Here is a 17,774-nt window from a genome sequence, read left to right as displayed (position 1 = left end):
AAGACAAAATACCATTATTAACATCAGGGCTATTTATTGTAGTCGCGCTTTGTCGAAGATATTACCAGATACTTGGCGGCTCCTATATATCATATATTAATGACCAGGAACTTATCATTTCCATGCTCATTACTTCTACAATGTTCATAATTTTTCAAGCACTCTTAGTCTTCAGTTTTTCTGCAATCACTATCCATCAATACAATTGGGAAAACTCCGTTAAAAAGAACATAGCCTTTATTCTTATATGCGGTATTGCTCCTTTCATTTTTCTACATTTAATCACGTTGTTGCCTAGTTTCTATCAGATAAAATCACTGATATTAGACTATGCAATTCGATTATTATTTATGATATTGGTCGTATATTCTTTGGTTTTACCTAACATTATTTTTACTCGGATCTTGCGATTAAAAATTAATACAAATCCTATAATTCATATAAAACCTTATTTCACTTTTGCATTTGCAGCCGCAATCTATCTAATTTTTACACATGCTTATGTACACTATTTCACTAATATCGATCTGAAAAACAATATCCTCAACCATATTTTTATAGTCACGCTTGTTATTATCGCATTCTTTTATCTGTATTTTTGGTATCAAACTGTCGTTAATAATATTCCTTTTTCTAATGCCTTCACTGCATTTCATTGGTCTATTTTTATAACTATGACAGTTACTTTTCTTATTTTACTGCTTCTCCATTTATGCTCATATGTCGTCACACCATACATTATAGTTGTGCCCTTATATCTTATTTTTGCGGGAAAAGGCATATACGCCCTAATACTTTCCATCATTATATTTTGTTATACTTTCACACTTTCTAACCACAAATATTACAAAATCTTTCACGCAAGTGCTATTGCCTACATTGTTTTAATCCTTTTCTTCAGCATGCGCAATGTGCATTTAGAAAATGGCTTACTATATGGATCAATACTGCTAATCATCATTAATATCTCTATTGCTATGTTGATTTTCAGTTTATTCCCCCGTTTCATCCTAAAAATAAGCCTAAAATTGAGCCAAAAAATCGTATAATAGACCACATTAAAAATAGGCTAATTGATAAATACAAATGACGAATACAGAAAATACGCCATTGATTGGCATTGATTTAGGCACAACCAATTCATTGATCGCTGTATGGAAAGATGGCGAAGCAAAACTTATTCCCAATGTGCTGGATGAATATTTAACGCCGTCCGTTGTGAGTGTGGATGATGATGGACAAATCCTTGTTGGGCAAGCTGCCAAATCACGTTTAATCACACACCCTGATCGTACTTTTGCGGCTTTTAAGCGTTTTATGGGTGCACAAAAGAAATTCAAAATTGATGATTATAATTTCACACCGCCAGAATTATCTGCCCTTGTTTTAAAATCTCTGAAAAAAGATGCTGAAACTTATCTCAAACAAGATATCAAAGATGTTGTCATCTCTGTACCTGCGTATTTCAGTAATGAACAGCGCAATGAAACAAGATTTGCAGCCGAATTGGCAGGTTTAAATGCTGTGCGTTTAATCAACGAACCGACAGCCGCCGCTTTGGCTTATGGGCTGGATCATGACGACGATGAAGAAACCATTATTGTATTTGATTTAGGTGGCGGCACATTTGATGTCACATTATTGGACATTGAAGTTCCATTAATCGAAATCCATGCATCCACTGGTGACAACTATTTAGGCGGTGAAGATTTTACTGCTGCGATCATGCAATATGCATTAAAAGAGTGGACAATCAACCATAATGATTTAACCGCACAAGCACTCTCAAAACTTTATAGCACAGTGGAATCTTTCAAATACCAATATTCCATTAAGCATCAATTATTGGAATGGGAATGGCAAGATCAATCGTACACATTAACCATTGCAGATGATTTACTTAGTAAAATCTATCAAGATCTGTTGATTCGCATTCGTCAGCCGTTGGAAAAATCGCTGCGCGATGCCAAAAAATCAGCATCAGACATTGATAAAGTTATTCTTGTGGGCGGTGCGACTAAATCTAGCATCATTCAACAGCTAGTTTCTAAGTTATTTAAAAAACTACCGTTTCGTCATTTAGATCCCGATACTGTTGTTGCGTTGGGTGCAGCCATTCAAGCAGCCAACCGCGCACGAGATGAAACCATCGAAGAACTTATTTTAACTGATGTTTGTCCATATACATTGGGCATTGCTGTACATAATCCAAATTCTAATGATGCACTTTTTCAGCCCATCATAGAGCGCAATACAATCATTCCCACTTCTCGATTAAAGCCCTTCTCCGCCATGACGATTGGACAAAAGTCCATCAATGTTGAGGTTTATCAAGGTGATCGCCCCTTCGTTAAAGACAATATTTTGGTGGATAAATTTGATGTTAAATTGCCACAAAGCGATGCCATTACACAGTTTGAAATTCGTTTCAGCTACGATATTAATGGCTTATTGGAAGTAGATATTCTCTTTGATGATCAAGACAGTAATCATAATCACTCTATTGATCGAAGCCCTGTCGGTTTAACCGATGAACAAAAGATAGAGAGCCGCGAACGCTTAAAGCATTTAAAAATTCATCCAAGAGAAACTTTAGCCAACCGCACCTTAATGGCACGCTTAGATGAAGCCTTTGCGAAATCTTCTGGCAATGAACGTGAAATGATCTATGAATGGATCCAAAGATTCTTAGAAATGCTTAATCTGCAAGATGAAGTACAGATCACAAAAGTGAGAAAAGAGATCAATGCATTACTGGATAACTTATCATGAGCCTATCACAACAAGAACGCTGGTTTTATAACTTGAGTTTGCCATTTTCATATCTATTCATTGATCATGAAAATGGCAACACAAAACCCGAGTTTTATAGTACAGATGTCTCTTTAGAAGAAGCTTTTAAAGGCTGGGACATTAATGATCGCGAATCACTGTTATTAACCATAGAACGTATGACAGACAATGGCCATGCAGGTATTTCCAATCTACCTTATGCTATTTTTTCTCGCGGCTTGCCTTCTGAATGGCAAGCACATAAAGCAGAAGAGAAAACAAACTTTATGCAGTTCATTGATGATATGGTAGAAACCACTGGCCATTTAGTGCAATCTGGTGGTATTCGTGCTTGGGATTATTCTAGAATGAGCCTTTTAGCACGCGCTGGTTATAATACAAAACTGATCACTTATGACGAATTATTGTGGATTCATTATGAGTTGGCATTGCGAACTCAATACTTCTTTTCCAATTGGCCACAATATTTTTCTAGCCACTTCATTGGTTGGCATTATTGGTTATTCAATGGTGAAGGAATGGAATCGTTAGAAGATTGGCAGCTATCTTTCATTCAACAAAATAGCCCAATCTATCAAGAACAATTTCAGAAAGTAATGGCTGATCCCGACTGTAAAAATTTACCTTGGGCACTTTATTTAGAAACTGTCGAAAAGCCAGAATCAATGGTGGAGATTAATTGGTAATGAAAACTATCTGGGAAATATTATCCATTGAACCAACGACAGATCAGAGCATCATCAAGAAAGCTTATCGAAAAGCGTTGCCAAATCATCACCCCGAAAGCGATCCTGAAGGTTTTAAAGCACTGCGAGAAGCTTATGAAAGCGCTTTGAATTACCAAGAATCTTCCGAAGAAGATTGCTCAGAATCCAGCGCTAATGAGAATGAGGAAACGCAAACACCTGAAGCCATTCAAAAGCTTTATCAATTGATGGATGATCCACAACGAAGATTTTTGATTTCAGCTTGGGAAACATGGATTCATGAAGAGATCAACGATCTATCATTGGATGATTACGATAATATCCAATTTTGGGTGCTGCAAGCGTTACTGAATCAACAATATTATCTTGCCAATGATTGTGCTCGCATCGTGATTCAACGATTTAACTGGGAGGAATATTACGAACAACATTCTGATGAACATAGTCGCAATGTTGTTTTATCCTTCATTCACGGTTGCCAGAATGAGGATCTGATAGATCATCAACTTTTGGTGGATTATCCATTAGCCATCCAAAATAAAATTTTAGAGTTTTACCAGAACTGCAATGAACAGAGCCGCTCGAGTGCATTGCATCACTTGTCTCATTATCTCTATCTTCATCACAATATCCCTATGCCAAATGATCCCAGATTGATCATCAAGATTGCCCATTGGTATATGTTGATCGATGAACCCAAAGCCATTTGGTTGGCGGCACTGCAATCCATTAGAGAAACAATCAAAGATGATATTTTGCTGAAAGACGTTGATTATTTAATTAATTTTCATCGTATGGTGGATCGTGATCACTACATTCAATTATTAACTGATTTGAATCCACATTGCCATTTATCCGTTGCCTTCCAAGCTTATTTGGAAAATGCCAATCTATTCCCTTTCATCCACATGGCACACTTTTTTAAATACCATGTTTTAAACCATTTACAAAACCATCAATTATTGCGCTTTGAACCTGTTATACAAGTTTCATTACCGCTATCATTCATTTCTCAATCAGTATTACGAGATGATGTGACAGCAATGATCGAAGATTATTGGGGCAATTGTAGCTTTGATTTTTTATCTTGTGGATTGAATGCTCAACCGACAGATCCCATTCAGTCTCTTCTTTATGCTGTGTGGGTCATTAAATATGGTGATGAATGGAGTTTAGATGCATTCATAAAAACAGATTATGAATATGATGATCCGATTGCTAATTTGTTATTGGAAACATTCCAAAGCAGTGCTACACAATTATTGGCATATTTCCAAACATCACTTGCCATCCGACATACAAAAAACACTTTGAAATTATATGATGAACCTGAGCCCGAGCAATCGGTTGATCACTCTTTAAGGGATATTCATCTTATCTATGGCTGGATGAATCGTATGCATCCTTGGGCATCAGATAATTTCATGAGACTTTACCTTCGTAATCATGATAAAAGCAATCCATCGTTATTAATGCGTGAATATTTTACTTATTTATTCACCTTGTCGGAGAGTCAATTAAATTATATCCAAGCAGCTCAAAAGACCATTCATACATGGCGACAACAAAATATTTTGCTATTTTTATTCACAAGAACAAAACAGATTTATCATTTTGATCATCATAGAAAATTAATCAAATCCTTACCGAAAACGAGAGTCAAATGGTTTGATCATGCATTCAAAATGTTAAAAAAAATTACCAACAATAAAGCATGTTTTAAAACAGATTTCTTTTGGGAAGAGCTCATAGAAAGTGATCTAAAAAAAGATCTACGATATGCCAATATCTTTTATATTTATCACTATAATTGGCAATATATTGCTGATCAATTCTCAAAATCCAAAGCTTATGAATTCTTCTATCTTTTTATGATGAGCAATATCACTGATCACTCTGAAAAAGTCATGAACGATGCCGATATTTTGCTCGCCATTGCTTTGCTTAACTCAAAAGATCTTACAGCAAACCGCAAAACATCTTTAAAGAATTATCTTGCTCGTTTTAAAAATCAATCTGAAAATGTGGCTGAAACACTCGAATACTATCAAAATATTATAGAAACTGGTGATGTGCCAGAAGAGTGCCAAAGTTGGGTGCCGCCATTTGTAGAACTTTTGCAATTACAACATAAAATCCGTAGCCAACAACCTTTCAGTAAAGATGAGCTCAAAAAATTAAAATATATGGCCGAAATGTCCGAATATAATACTGCACTTCGTATGGCGGCGCTTGTCTTACACAATGAAAAGCCATTAACGATGTTTGGAAAAATTATGCAACCCTTCAAACAATTCTACAAACTTCTCATGCGATCATACACTGCAAAAATGATTTTCATTGCAGTATGTATCATCATTGCCAAGCTCATGAAGTATCTTTTTGTTGGTCCATAATTATTCATAAAATTGACTCATAAAAAAGCCTCGCAATGCGAGGCTATATTGTGTGAAATATTTTGGAATGATTACTTCGCTTGTTCGCCCCAAATTGCTGGCAATTTAAATCCTGGGAATTTTTGATCAATGTATGCTTTAAACTCATCTGAATTATAAGCAGATTCAATATCTTTTAACCATTGCGCATCTTTATCTTGCGGCTTAACAGCACTCCAATTGACATATGCAAAGCTTGGCTCTTGAAATAATGCTTCTGTTGGTTGAATGCCAGCGTCAATTGCGTAGTTACCATTGATCACGGCAAAATCCACATCCGCTCGCGCACGTGGTAATTGCGCCGCTTCTAATTCTACGATTTCGATATTTTTAGGATTTTCCACGATGTCTTTTTTCAAAGCCACCAAAGGATTCACACCTTCCTTCAATTTAATCCAGCCCAATTCATCCAACATGACCAATGCACGTGCATTATTACTAGGATCATTAGATACAGCGACAGTGCTACCTTCTTTCAACTCATCAAAATTCTTTAATTTACCTGGATAAATGCCCAATGGTGCCGTTGGCACTTGGAAAACTTCGATTAAATCTAATTTATGTTGCTCTTTGAATAAATCAAAATAAGGTTTGTGCTGAAATACGTTGATATCCAAATCACCATCCGCCAACGCAATGTTCGGGCGAACATAATCAGTGAATTCCACCAATTTAACGGTATAACCTTTTTTCTCCATTTGAGGACGCACAGAATCACGCACCATATCCGCAAACATTCCTGGTGTTGTTCCAATTGTGATCTCTTTTTTCTCGGCTGGTTTCTCTGCTGTTGCTGTGTTTTTATCATCACTTTGACCGCAGCCAGCTAGAACTAAGCTCAATGCCAATGCGCTGGTTGTTAATGCTTTTGACCATAATTTTTTCATGTTGAAACTCCTCAACTTTCTCAATTGAATTAATTTAAAAATTAACGCTTATCTAATTTTCTAGCGATCATATTGCCAATGGATTGCATCAAAATCACTAGGATGGATAAAACTGCCACAATGAACACGATAAATTCAGTTTGGAAACGATAATAACCATAACGCACCGCTAGATCGCCCAATCCACCGCCGCCAATCATGCCAGCGGCTGCGCTGTAGGATAAAACGCTGATGGCTAAAACTGTAATGCTTGAAACCATGCTCGAACGGCATTCTGATAACAAAACTTTAAAAATAATCGTGAATGGTTTTGCACCGATTGATTCCGCTGCCTCAATCATTCCACGAGGCACTTCACGTAAATTTTGCTCAACCAAACGTGAAAAATAAAATACCGCAGAAACCGTTAAAACAAATGATGCTGCAACAGGTCCAATAGATTTACCCACAACAATTTTTGTTAATGGAATCAATGCAATCATTAAAATTACGAATGGAAATGCACGCATAAAGTTCACGCTCGCATTTAAAATGTGATGCAAAACAGGATTAGCAAAAAGCTGATTTTTGCCCGTTAAAAAGAGATAAATACCTAATACGGTGCCGAGTAAAACACCCAAAACTGTAGAAATGCCCACCATAACAAATGTTTGCCATGTGGCTAATAAAATCTCATCTTGAACGGCTAAAATGCTTTGTACTGCTTCATTGAATCTTTCTAACATATTAATCCTCTCTCACCAGCTCTTGACCAATCGCTGATTGTGCATGGATTTGGTTATCCTGCACTTCCACAATTTCCACAATATCACCATGGTTTAACAATGCTGCACGATGACATAAATTACGGATCACGCTCATTTCGTGCGTCACAATCACAATCGTAACGTTGAAGCGTTCATTGATCTCTTTTAGGCAACTTAATACGCTGCGAGTTGTGGAAGGATCTAATGCACTTGTTGGCTCATCTGCTAGGATCACAGAAGGATTAGATGCTAAAGCACGTGCAATCCCAACGCGTTGCTTTTGCCCGCCTGATAACTGTGATGGATAATGATTGATACGATCACTTAAATGCACGATCTCTAAACATTCTGCGACACGTTTTTCAATCTCTTGCTTACTCCAGCCTGCAATCTCCAATGGAAATGCAATGTTTTGTGCAACTGTACGATTGGATAATAAATTGAACTGCTGAAATACCATGCCAATTTTTTGGCGCGCTAAACGCAATTCATCTTTAGATAATTTTGTGAGATCTTGATCACCGACATGAACAGCGCCTTGATCTGGTCTTTCAAGCAAATTAATTAAACGCAACAAAGTGGATTTTCCAGCGCCTGAGTAACCCATTAAACCAAAAATCTCACCCTTTTGAATACGCAATGTTGTTGGGCGAACAGCACTGAACCAAGTGTTATCTTGGTTTTGATATTGCTTGGCAATATTGTCCAAGAAAATCATACAAACAAACTCCTAACCAAAAATTAAGCCCGATGTGATCAACACAACGGGCTTAACAGGAAAATCGTTTGATGCAGGATTTTCAATGTATGAATACAACGGCATCCACTGTTTAGCTGTTTTTCGCCCGCAATCTGTGTCAAATCGGCGCTATTAAAAAATAGTTTTTAAATTAAACTCTTTTTCCATCCATTGGTCAATCATTTTTTATCAATTAATTTTTTCACCGATTGATAATACTGCAAAACTGTTGAAATATAACAATTCGCGCTATAATTACGCCCACTATTATTTGCGATACCATTATGGAGAAAGATAATGTCTAATGTACAAGAAGAAAAACAAATGGCATTTGCCAATGATTACATCAATATTAATGCCAATAAATTTAACAGCGAACAAATTTTCACACTCAAAGAGATGTTGCAAAAATTGCCTGTAGATCGCCAAATCACAGTGCAAACTTTCCCACTAAAAGATCCAATTTTGGCTTTAATCATCTCGTTTTTCTTAGGTGGATTGGGCATCGATCGTTTTTATGTCGGCAATATTGGTTTAGGGATTCTCAAACTGATTACATTGGGCGGTTTAGGCATTTGGGCATTGATAGATCTATTTTTAATCATGCGTGCAGCAAGAAGAACTAATTTCAATAAATTATCACTGCTTTTATAACGCAAAAATACAATAAAACTACATCGCCATTCTCTGTACAGAATGGCTTTTTGTTGCAGATATAAATAATAATGATTATCATTATCGTTTTATATTCCCGCAACAGGATGTTCCTACAATGATGAAGAAAGCTTCTTTATGGTTAGCAATCAGTTTAATTGCGACACAGATTTCTACACACAGTTTTGCCAATACTAAAATCTCTATCGGAGAAACTCAAACAGTATCTTCATCCATATTTAACGAAAATAGAGAAATACAGATCTATTTGCCTTCATCTTATGCAAAATATCCCAGTCAAGATTATCCTGTCATTTATCTATTAGATGGTGAAAATAACTTTCATTACCTCACAGGATTTGTTCAAAAATTATCCAAAGTGCCCTATCCTTCCATGCCTGAAATGATCATTGTGGGCATTATTAATACTGATCGTTCTCGTGATTTAACACCAACAGCACAACGATTTGATTCTGCAGCCAAAGATGTTAAACGCATTTCTGGAGAAACGGGTGGCAATATGGCATTTTTCCAATTTTTGGACAATGAAGTCATGCCAACCATTGAGAAAAAATATCGTACCAATGGTTTAAATATTCTCATTGGTCATTCTTTCGGCGGCATCACAGCTTTGAATCATATGCTCAATGGCACAAAAGATATGCAAGCTTATATTGTGCATGATCCTAGTATTTGGTGGGATGACGAAGTCATGTTACAACGCTTTCAAGATGCCAAAGGTAAAGACTTTCAAAACAAAAAGCTATTCATCACACAAGTGGGAGAAAGTGAAAATACAGAGCGTACTTCAAACCATTACAAAGGCATTCAAAAGCTCAATGATTATCTTCAAACCAAGCCTTTTAAAGATTTAAGTTATCAATATAAGCAATATGAAGGCGAAGATCATGGCTCTGTGCCATTAAAAGGTAACTTAGATGGATTACGTTATGTTTTTGATGATATTAAAATTAATATCAAAGACATTCCTAATCAACCGAATTTAGTCCAAGAACATTATGCCAAATTGAGCCAAAATCTTGGCTTTGAAATGCAACCCAGTGAACCTTATTTAGATGCTGTTTTAAATTATTTAAAACGATTGGATGACCCAAAAATTGCAGAGCAATTTCAAGAGTATATTATTTCTATTTATCCGAAAGGTAATGTTGCCGATACAGTGAATAAATCATATTGACCCGTCCTAGAATAAGTTAACAGGTTGAATCGAACCACCGACCCCAGCATGATGAGTGCTGTACTCTAACAAACTGAGCTACATGTCCATACTCTGTCTGTTGAGGGATGCGATTATCAGGCATTTCATATCATCAATACTCATTTTGCACCAAAAATTAACACTGCTGCATAGAGTCTAATTCCTTCGTTGGCAATAACCCTGTCAATAATCCCAAGATTGGCAAAAAGGAAGTGCAAACAAAAACGGTTTGTAGGCTCGTTTTATCAGCGAGCCAGCCTAAAAATAACGCACCTATTCCGCTCATCCCAAACATTAATCCAAAGAAAATGCCAGCAATCATACCGACATTGCCTGGCACTAATTCTTGAGCAAATACCACAATCGCCGAAAATGCAGATGCCAATATTAACCCAATAAATACAGATGCAATAATCACACCAATGAAAGGTAAATGTGGCAAAGCTAATGTGAATGGCAATGCACCAATCATGGAGAACCAGATCACTTTTCTTCTGCCAATTTTATCGCCAATTGGTCCACCAATGAATGTACCAATCGCAATGGATGCCATGAAAATAAAGACCAAAATAACAGCATTTGAGCGCTCGACATGGAATTTCTCGATCAAATAAAAACTAAAATAGTTCGTAAAATTCGACATATAAAAATATTTAGCAAAAATTAATACTGCAAGAATCAACAAAGCCCACAATGTGCGATTTTTGCCATAAGGGAATGTCACTTCTTTTGTTTGCCCTTTGGGTTTGGCTTTTTGATGTTGACTGCCCCAATGCCCAAGATAAGTCAATAAGCCAATGGCTAAAACACCAACTGCGGCAAACCAAAAGATATTCTGTTGATTTGCATACTTAACGATGATAATACCCGCGATCAATGGCCCCAATGATGAACCTAAATTTCCGCCCACTTGGAAAATAGATTGCGCTAAACCGTATCTTCCACCCGATGCAATTCGTGTTAATCTCACAGCTTCAGGATGAAAAATGGATGAGCCAATGCCCATCATGCCTGCTGCAATTAATAGATGAATATAGTCGGTCGCAAAACCCAACAGTGTAATTCCACTTGTTGTAGCCAACATACCAAATGGTAATAGATAAGGCTTAGGTTGACGATCAGTAAAAAATCCAATCCCTGGTTGCAAAATAGATGCTGTCATTTGATACACCAAGCTGATCATACCAATTTGGGCAAAATCCAAAACAAAATTCACCTGCAATAATGGATAAATCGCCGTCAACATCGACTGAATTAAATCATTACATAAGTGGGCCATTCCGATCATTAACAATATTGGAAAAGCTGTCTGCATTGTACTTTTCGGCTCTATCACGACAATATCCTAAAATATTCTTGGACATTCATTTAAGCAGAAATTACATTTATTGCACGCGATAAATTTTCACAGCTTATTGGGAATGACGATTTGCAATGTTTTCAAATGAGCATCATTCTGCATTGTTCTACGAATTGTTGCAGGTAGGTGCTTATATTGCACACCAGATAATGAAATCGAACGCTCTTTAGAATTCCATACAAATGGCTGCTGAGAAATGGGATCAATCGCTAAATCGCCCTGAGATTTTAGAAACTCAGGAATATCTTCATCTTGAACTTGATGTTTCATGATCAAATATTTCAGATAAACCATATTATGATAATCTCTTTGAATATCATTGCGCTCTAAATAACCTACTTCCCATATTGAATTCCGACAATCCATCATCAATAAAGTATTGGTCACATCTTTGCACAACTCTCTCACCAATTTTTGTGTCGTTGGATCATAAGGATTTACTTGATATAGCGCTTCCAATTCACTCTTTTTTACATAGTAATCATTGAGCTCTACAACGGATAAATCATGGCTGGCCAATACTGGCTTAAACCAAACAAATGCTAATTGTGATTCGTGCTTTAATGCGATCAATGTTGTTGGATGAATTTGCTGTGCATAATCTTGTCCTGCTAACATCAATGCCGAAAATTCAGGATGTTGCAATAATTGTTCTGCATACTGGCTATTCAATAATGCATCCAAATACTGATCCAAAATCTGCTGCATTGCACCTGCAATCATCACATCAATTAAGTTGTTTTTCTGTTCCAAATAAACCATTTGATTGATTCGTCCTTGCAATAACAATAATGTTTCAATGCCTTGATCAACCTTCCCTTCTGAAATCAAAACCACCGAATTCGCTAATTGTGCTTTCATAATACTCAAAAGATTTTGATATGCAGGCAACGGCGTCATTATTGAAGCTTCACGAGGAAAAAACAATGTATGTGCTATAGGATAATCCCTAAAAACATCATCATAGCGCTGGATTAATGTTTCATTATCTTTCAACAATTGCTGAATCTTGGACTGATTCTGAATGATCTGATCAATACAATGTGAGTTATTGTATTCAAAACATAATAAATTTATTTTGATGAAATTTTTCGGATCCTGCCATTGTAATAAACCTTTTGAATAATCTAATTTATTTAATTCTAAGGCTATCTGATTAATCTCTTCGCTCGATAACATATTTACTTCAGGCAATGCTTCATAAATCGCCGCATAATCTTTAGCAAATGCTGTTTTAGTTACATTGTAATAATCATCTTTTGCATAAGTTGCGCCTAGCAAAGCTATAAAACGATTATTTTCTAATAATTTAGTATCCAATGGCTTTGGCGTGATCAACTCTTTCACTTCAGGCAAAAGCTCTACTTGCTCTTCTGCCACTAAAAAAGATGTTAAACCCAAAATAATTAATGCTGCGAAAATGAGCGATTTTTTCATCATTGTTCCTTATTTTGAATCTCTTTGAGGAATCGTTACTTGTAAATTTTTAATGTCAGGATTATTTGTAACAACAGTTCTAATTTGTGCAGGTAAGTATTTACTTTCAGGTAATGGAATAAAAATAGTGCGTGCTTCAGCATTCCATTGAAACGGTTCTTGAGTGATAGGATCAATTGCAATTTCACCTTGAGTTTTCAAAAATGCAGGAATGTCTTGATCCTGAATACTGTCTCGCAAAATTAAATATTTAAGATAAACCATATTGTGATAATTACTTTGTGTATCATAACGCGCCAAATAATCTTCAAAAACAAATACACTACAAATATCTTCATATTGTCTATTTAAAACTTCACATTCTTTAATTAATTGCTCTTTTTGATCTGCAAAAGAATTATTTCTAATTGATTCAATTAGTTTTTGGTTAAAGATATATCCTTGATTTAGAGCTTCATTACTAATAGTGTTCTTATTATTTTTTATAAAGTGATTTAATACCCACTTTACTTCAGCTTCCATTGTTTTAATAAGATTCTTACGATATTGCTCAGGATAAGGCTGAAATAATTCAACTACATCTGAATTATTCAATTCATTGATCAATAAACCTTCATCTAAAATAGCATTCAAATAAAGATCTAAATATGAGCGATAAGCTACTCCCAACATTTGAGGAATCAAACCGACAATTTCATTATCTGGTGTTAATAATCTTATACCTCGTTCAACATCCTGAAGATTCTCAATCGCTTGTTTAATCTGATAGTCATTGAGTTGCAAAATAACTTGATTAAGAGTTAATCGAATAACTCTAGGAATATGATGATAACTGGATAAAGCATCCATTGAAAAATCATTGTATTCCGAACCATCAGATAATAAAGATAGATCAGTATGTTTATCCGAGTTTTTAACAATATGATGATAACGCTGCAATAATTTCTGATTATCTAACAATAATTGTTCGATTTGATCACGAGATTGAATAGTTTTAGTAAAGCAGTTTTTCGCCATATATTCAGAACATAACAACAACTCATCATACAATTGATTTATATTTTCTGACCAAGCTAACATCGCTTGCCCTTCAGGCAATTGATCTTTCATTGAGATTAGTTTTTTGGATGACTCTTTATCCATCAAGATATCATAATTAGCTTTAACTGTTTGCTGAGCAACTTCATAATAATCATCAGAAGGATACAAAAGCCCTAATAAGCCAGCGGAAAAACTATTTTCCAATAATTTTGGATCCAATGGCTTTGGTGTGATCAACTCCTTCACTTCAGGCAATAGCTCTACTTGCTCTTCCGCCACCGAAAAAGATGTTAAACCCAAAATAATTAATGTTGTGCAAATGATAGATTTTTTCATAATTTATTTATTATTAAACAATTAATTAGCGATATTGTAAAACTTTGATTATAGCCCATTTCAATAAAATATTTTCAATTCCTCACACAAAAGAGGTTGCATAATAATTTTTCAAGCGTACTATCTTAATAGTACAGTACTAAGATAATTCAAAAATCAAAGGAAGATTATGCAATCCCAACGCTTAAAAATTGCGATCCAAAAATCTGGTCGCTTGAGTCAAGAATCTGAAGCTCTCTTTAAACAGTGCGGCTTAAAAATGATCATACAAAAAGATAAGCTCATTGTTCATGTGGAAAATATGCCGATTGATATTCTCCGTGTACGTGATGATGATATCCCAGGTTTAGTCTTTGATGGCGTTGTTGATATTGGCATCATTGGGCAAAATGTTTTAGAAGAAGAGAGCTTAAGCCGAGAAGGCAAAATGGATAACGATTACATCACATTAAAAGAATTACCTTTTGGTGGATGTAGATTATCACTCGCGATCCCTAAAGAAATGCCATATGAATCTGTGGAATCGTTAAAAGATATGCGCATCGCGACATCATATCCTTACTTATTGAAGCGCTTTTTAGATGGTAAAAATGTGCCATTCAAAACATCTATGCTGAACGGTTCAGTAGAAGTTGCACCGCGCGCAGGTTTATCGGATGCGATTTGTGATTTAGTTTCAACAGGTGCAACATTGGAAGCCAATGGCTTACGCGAAGTGGATGTCATCTATCGTTCTAAAGCTGTGATTATTCAATCCACAAATACAATGGATGACGCAAAACAAGCGCTCATTAATAAATTGATGACGCGCATCCAAGGCGTAACACAAGCTGTTGAATCAAAATACATCATGCTCCACGCGCCTAAAGATCGCTTAGATGAAATCTGTAGCTTATTACCAGGTGCAGAAACCCCAACAATTTTACCATTGGGCAATGATAAAAGCCGCGTAGCGCTACATATGGTCAGCACAGAATCTCTATTTTGGGAAACAATGGAAGCCTTAAAAGCTAAAGGCGCCAGTTCAATTTTAGTTTTACCTATTGAAAAAATGATGGAGTAACAATGCGTACCGTAGTTTGGAAAAATTTATCCACCCAAGAGCAATCACAAGTTTTACAGCGCCCTGTTCAAATGAGCGCACAAAGTTTAGAAAATAATGTTCGTGCCATTGGCGATGCGATTCAACAAGAAGGTGATACAGCTTTAATTCGCTTCACTGAAAAATTTGATAAAACCACATTAACTGATGTTGTTTTACCACAAGCTGCATTCGCAGAAGCTGAGAAAAACTTATCCAATGAATTTAAACAAGCCATACAAAATGCATATAGCAACATTTATAAATTTCATGCAGCACAAAAGCCCGAGCCTATTTCAATCGAAACGCAAAAAGGCGTTTTATGTGAAGTATTGACGCGCCCAATTGAAAAAGTGGGTTTATACATCCCAGGTGGTACAGCGCCGCTCTTCTCTACGGTATTAATGCTCGCCATTCCTGCGAAAATTGCAGGCTGCAAACGCATTGTATTGGCTTCTCCGCCAACCATTGCGGATGAAATTATCTATGCTGCAAAGCTATGTGGCATTGATACAATTTATACAATGGGCGGTGCTCAAGCTGTATTTTCCCTTGGTTTAGGCACAGAAAAAGTCGAAAAAGTAGATAAAATCTTTGGACCAGGTAATAGCTATGTCACAGAAGCGAAACGCCAAGTGAGCCAAATGATGAATGGTGCAGCCATTGATATGCCTGCGGGCCCTTCTGAAGTTTTAGTGATCGCTGATGATAATGCAAATCCTGACTTTGTGGCTTCTGATCTATTATCCCAAGCGGAACACGGTACAGATTCACAAGTAATTTTAGTAACGACATCCCAAGCCATGGCAGATAAAGTGAATGTTGCTTTAGATTATTGGCTCAACCAACTATCTCGCAAAGATACGGCGCTTGAATCATTAAAAAACAGCACAACAATTATTGTTGATTCATTGAATGAGGCCGTTATTGTGAGTAATTTATATGCGCCTGAGCACTTAATCATTCAAACTGATGATGCACGCAATTTACTCGATGATATTCAGCATGCAGGCTCTGTGTTTTTAGGTCAATATTCAGCAGAATCCATGGGAGATTATGCATCTGGCACAAACCATGTATTGCCAACCTATGGTTATGCCAAAACAGTTTCAAGCTTAGGTTTAGCCGATTTTAGTAAACGTATGACAGTTCAAGAAATTTCCGAAGATGGTTTAAAAGATTTGGGCCCTGTGGTATCTCTATTAGCAGAAAAAGAATTATTAGATGCCCACAAACTAGCAGTAGATATTAGGCTCAAAACTATCCTAGGAGAATAAAAATGTCGATGACAGATAAAGAGAAACGATCCATCCAAACATTGGTGCCCTATAGTGTTGCACCAAGAGATCAAGATTCAGAAGCCATCTATTTAGATGCCAATGAAAATCCTTATCCGCGAGAATACCGTTTATCCAATAAATACTTTAACCGTTATCCTGAACCGCAACCGCAAGCACTGTTAGAAAGCTATGCTCAATATATTGGCGTTCAGCCTGAAAATCTATTAGTTTCTCTAGGCGGCGATGAAGCGATTAAACTCATCATAGAAGCGTTCTGTAATGATGAAAATGCCATTTTATTCTCGCCGCCAACATTTGGTATGTACGCCATTGACTCTTATGTCGTGGGCTCTAAAGTGTTAGAAGCACCATTAACAAAAGATTTCCAAGTGGATGTACCTGCATTTTTATCAGCCGCACAAAATGCCAAAGTTGTCTTCATCTGTTCGCCCAATAATCCAACAGGTAATTTGATGAAAGTTACGGATATTGAAGCTGTATTGAATGGTGTGAGCGATCAAACCATTGTTGTGCTAGATGAAGCTTATATTGAATTTTCTGATAGAGAAAGTTTTGCAAAACGATTGGTAGAATTCCCAAACCTTGCGATCATTCGCACATTGTCCAAAGCATTTGGTGTGGCGGGAATTCGCTGTGGCTTTACGGTTGCCAATACAGATTTGATCCGTTCACTACAAAAAGTAATCGCACCTTATCCATTACCAACGCCAGTGATTGAAATTGCAGAACAAGCCATCAGTCAAGATGGCATCGAATACATGCGTACTGCTGTTAAACAGATCAAGCAAAATAAAACTGTATTTGTGGAAGCTTTATCTACGCTGCCTTTTGTTGTCAAAATTCATCCGAGTGATGCTAATTTCATCTTAGTTGAAATGACAGATGCAGCAAAAGTCTATGAACTTCTAAAAACCGAACATATTTATGTGAAAAAACAATCAGGTATCTTAAACAATTGTTTACGCATTAGCATCGGTACTGAGAATGAGATGAAACGCGTACTACAAGTACTCACCAAATATAATTAGGATGATTGTT

At 36.3% G+C, this 17,774-nt stretch carries 14 protein-coding genes and 1 tRNA gene; 8 read left to right on the top strand and 7 right to left on the bottom strand.

What is annotated here, in order from left to right; translation table 11 throughout:
• Positions 1 to 1,086: 1,086 nt before the first annotated feature.
• From ACA100_RS06495 to ACA100_RS06485, 3 genes are read left to right on the top strand one after another with little or no spacing between them, the layout of a single operon-like run.
• On the top strand, positions 1,087 to 2,772 hold the full coding sequence (locus ACA100_RS06495) for an Hsp70 family protein (RefSeq protein ID WP_481076902.1): 1,686 nt from the start codon (positions 1,087 to 1,089) through the stop codon (positions 2,770 to 2,772).
• Entirely contained in the window at positions 2,769 to 3,479 is a 711-nt protein-coding gene (locus tag ACA100_RS06490; protein ID WP_481076901.1) for a DUF1266 domain-containing protein, read from the top strand. The genes ACA100_RS06495 and ACA100_RS06490 overlap by 4 nt, the downstream gene beginning before the upstream one ends.
• Entirely contained in the window at positions 3,479 to 5,896 is a 2,418-nt protein-coding gene (locus ACA100_RS06485; protein ID WP_481076900.1) for a DnaJ domain-containing protein, read from the top strand. Before ACA100_RS06490 ends, ACA100_RS06485 begins: the two co-directional genes overlap by 1 nt.
• A gap of 71 nt (positions 5,897 to 5,967) precedes the next feature.
• Here ACA100_RS06485 and ACA100_RS06480 read toward each other — a convergent pair whose 3' ends face one another.
• Genes ACA100_RS06480 through ACA100_RS06470 form a run of 3 tightly spaced genes read right to left on the bottom strand, consistent with a single transcriptional unit; the run spans position 5,968 to position 8,286 of the window.
• Positions 5,968 to 6,822, bottom strand: coding sequence for a MetQ/NlpA family ABC transporter substrate-binding protein (locus tag ACA100_RS06480; RefSeq protein ID WP_481076899.1), 855 nt, complete (start codon positions 6,820 to 6,822; stop codon positions 5,968 to 5,970).
• A gap of 41 nt (positions 6,823 to 6,863) precedes the next feature.
• Positions 6,864 to 7,547, bottom strand: a complete 684-nt coding sequence (locus tag ACA100_RS06475; RefSeq protein WP_481076898.1) for a methionine ABC transporter permease — start codon at positions 7,545 to 7,547, stop codon at positions 6,864 to 6,866.
• 1 nt (position 7,548) lies between these two features.
• Entirely contained in the window at positions 7,549 to 8,286 is a 738-nt protein-coding gene (locus ACA100_RS06470; protein ID WP_481076897.1) for a methionine ABC transporter ATP-binding protein, read from the bottom strand.
• Positions 8,287 to 8,604: 318 nt separating this feature from the next.
• Here ACA100_RS06470 and ACA100_RS06465 point away from each other — a divergent pair, with 318 nt between their 5' ends.
• Together ACA100_RS06465 and ACA100_RS06460 are read left to right on the top strand one after the other, a co-directional pair.
• Positions 8,605 to 8,961 carry a TM2 domain-containing protein gene (locus tag ACA100_RS06465; RefSeq protein ID WP_481076896.1) on the top strand — a complete coding sequence of 119 codons (357 nt, stop codon included), beginning with the start codon at positions 8,605 to 8,607 and terminating at the stop codon, positions 8,959 to 8,961.
• A gap of 118 nt (positions 8,962 to 9,079) precedes the next feature.
• Entirely contained in the window at positions 9,080 to 10,159 is a 1,080-nt protein-coding gene (locus ACA100_RS06460) for an alpha/beta hydrolase (RefSeq protein WP_481076895.1), read from the top strand.
• A 17-nt stretch (positions 10,160 to 10,176) separates the two neighbouring features.
• On the opposite strand, the gene ACA100_RS06455 is transcribed toward ACA100_RS06460, so the two are convergent.
• The 4 genes from ACA100_RS06455 to ACA100_RS06440 form a co-directional block, all read right to left on the bottom strand.
• Positions 10,177 to 10,241, bottom strand: a tRNA-Met gene (locus tag ACA100_RS06455).
• 75 nt (positions 10,242 to 10,316) lie between these two features.
• Positions 10,317 to 11,495, bottom strand: a complete 1,179-nt coding sequence (locus ACA100_RS06450; protein WP_481076894.1) for an MFS transporter — start codon at positions 11,493 to 11,495, stop codon at positions 10,317 to 10,319.
• A 90-nt stretch (positions 11,496 to 11,585) separates the two neighbouring features.
• Positions 11,586 to 12,977, bottom strand: coding sequence for a hypothetical protein (locus tag ACA100_RS06445; RefSeq protein ID WP_481076893.1), 1,392 nt, complete (start codon positions 12,975 to 12,977; stop codon positions 11,586 to 11,588).
• Positions 12,978 to 12,986: 9 nt separating this feature from the next.
• On the bottom strand, positions 12,987 to 14,354 hold the full coding sequence (locus ACA100_RS06440; RefSeq protein ID WP_481076892.1) for a hypothetical protein: 1,368 nt from the start codon (positions 14,352 to 14,354) through the stop codon (positions 12,987 to 12,989).
• 166 nt (positions 14,355 to 14,520) lie between these two features.
• Here ACA100_RS06440 and hisG point away from each other — a divergent pair, with 166 nt between their 5' ends.
• From hisG to hisC, 3 genes are read left to right on the top strand one after another with little or no spacing between them, the layout of a single operon-like run.
• Positions 14,521 to 15,417: an ATP phosphoribosyltransferase gene (gene hisG, locus ACA100_RS06435; RefSeq protein WP_481079110.1), complete on the top strand. Its 897-nt coding sequence runs from the start codon at positions 14,521 to 14,523 to the stop codon at positions 15,415 to 15,417.
• A gap of 2 nt (positions 15,418 to 15,419) precedes the next feature.
• Positions 15,420 to 16,712: a histidinol dehydrogenase gene (gene hisD / locus ACA100_RS06430; RefSeq protein WP_481076891.1), complete on the top strand. Its 1,293-nt coding sequence runs from the start codon at positions 15,420 to 15,422 to the stop codon at positions 16,710 to 16,712.
• Between the two features lie 2 nt (positions 16,713 to 16,714).
• Positions 16,715 to 17,764: a histidinol-phosphate transaminase gene (gene hisC, locus ACA100_RS06425; RefSeq protein WP_481076890.1), complete on the top strand. Its 1,050-nt coding sequence runs from the start codon at positions 16,715 to 16,717 to the stop codon at positions 17,762 to 17,764.
• Positions 17,765 to 17,774: the final 10 nt, after the last annotated feature.

This window comes from Wohlfahrtiimonas sp. XWW7 (genome assembly GCF_056716055.1).
The sequence above is the reverse complement of the archived record's forward strand: the minus strand, read 5'-3'. Positions and strand labels throughout refer to the sequence as shown.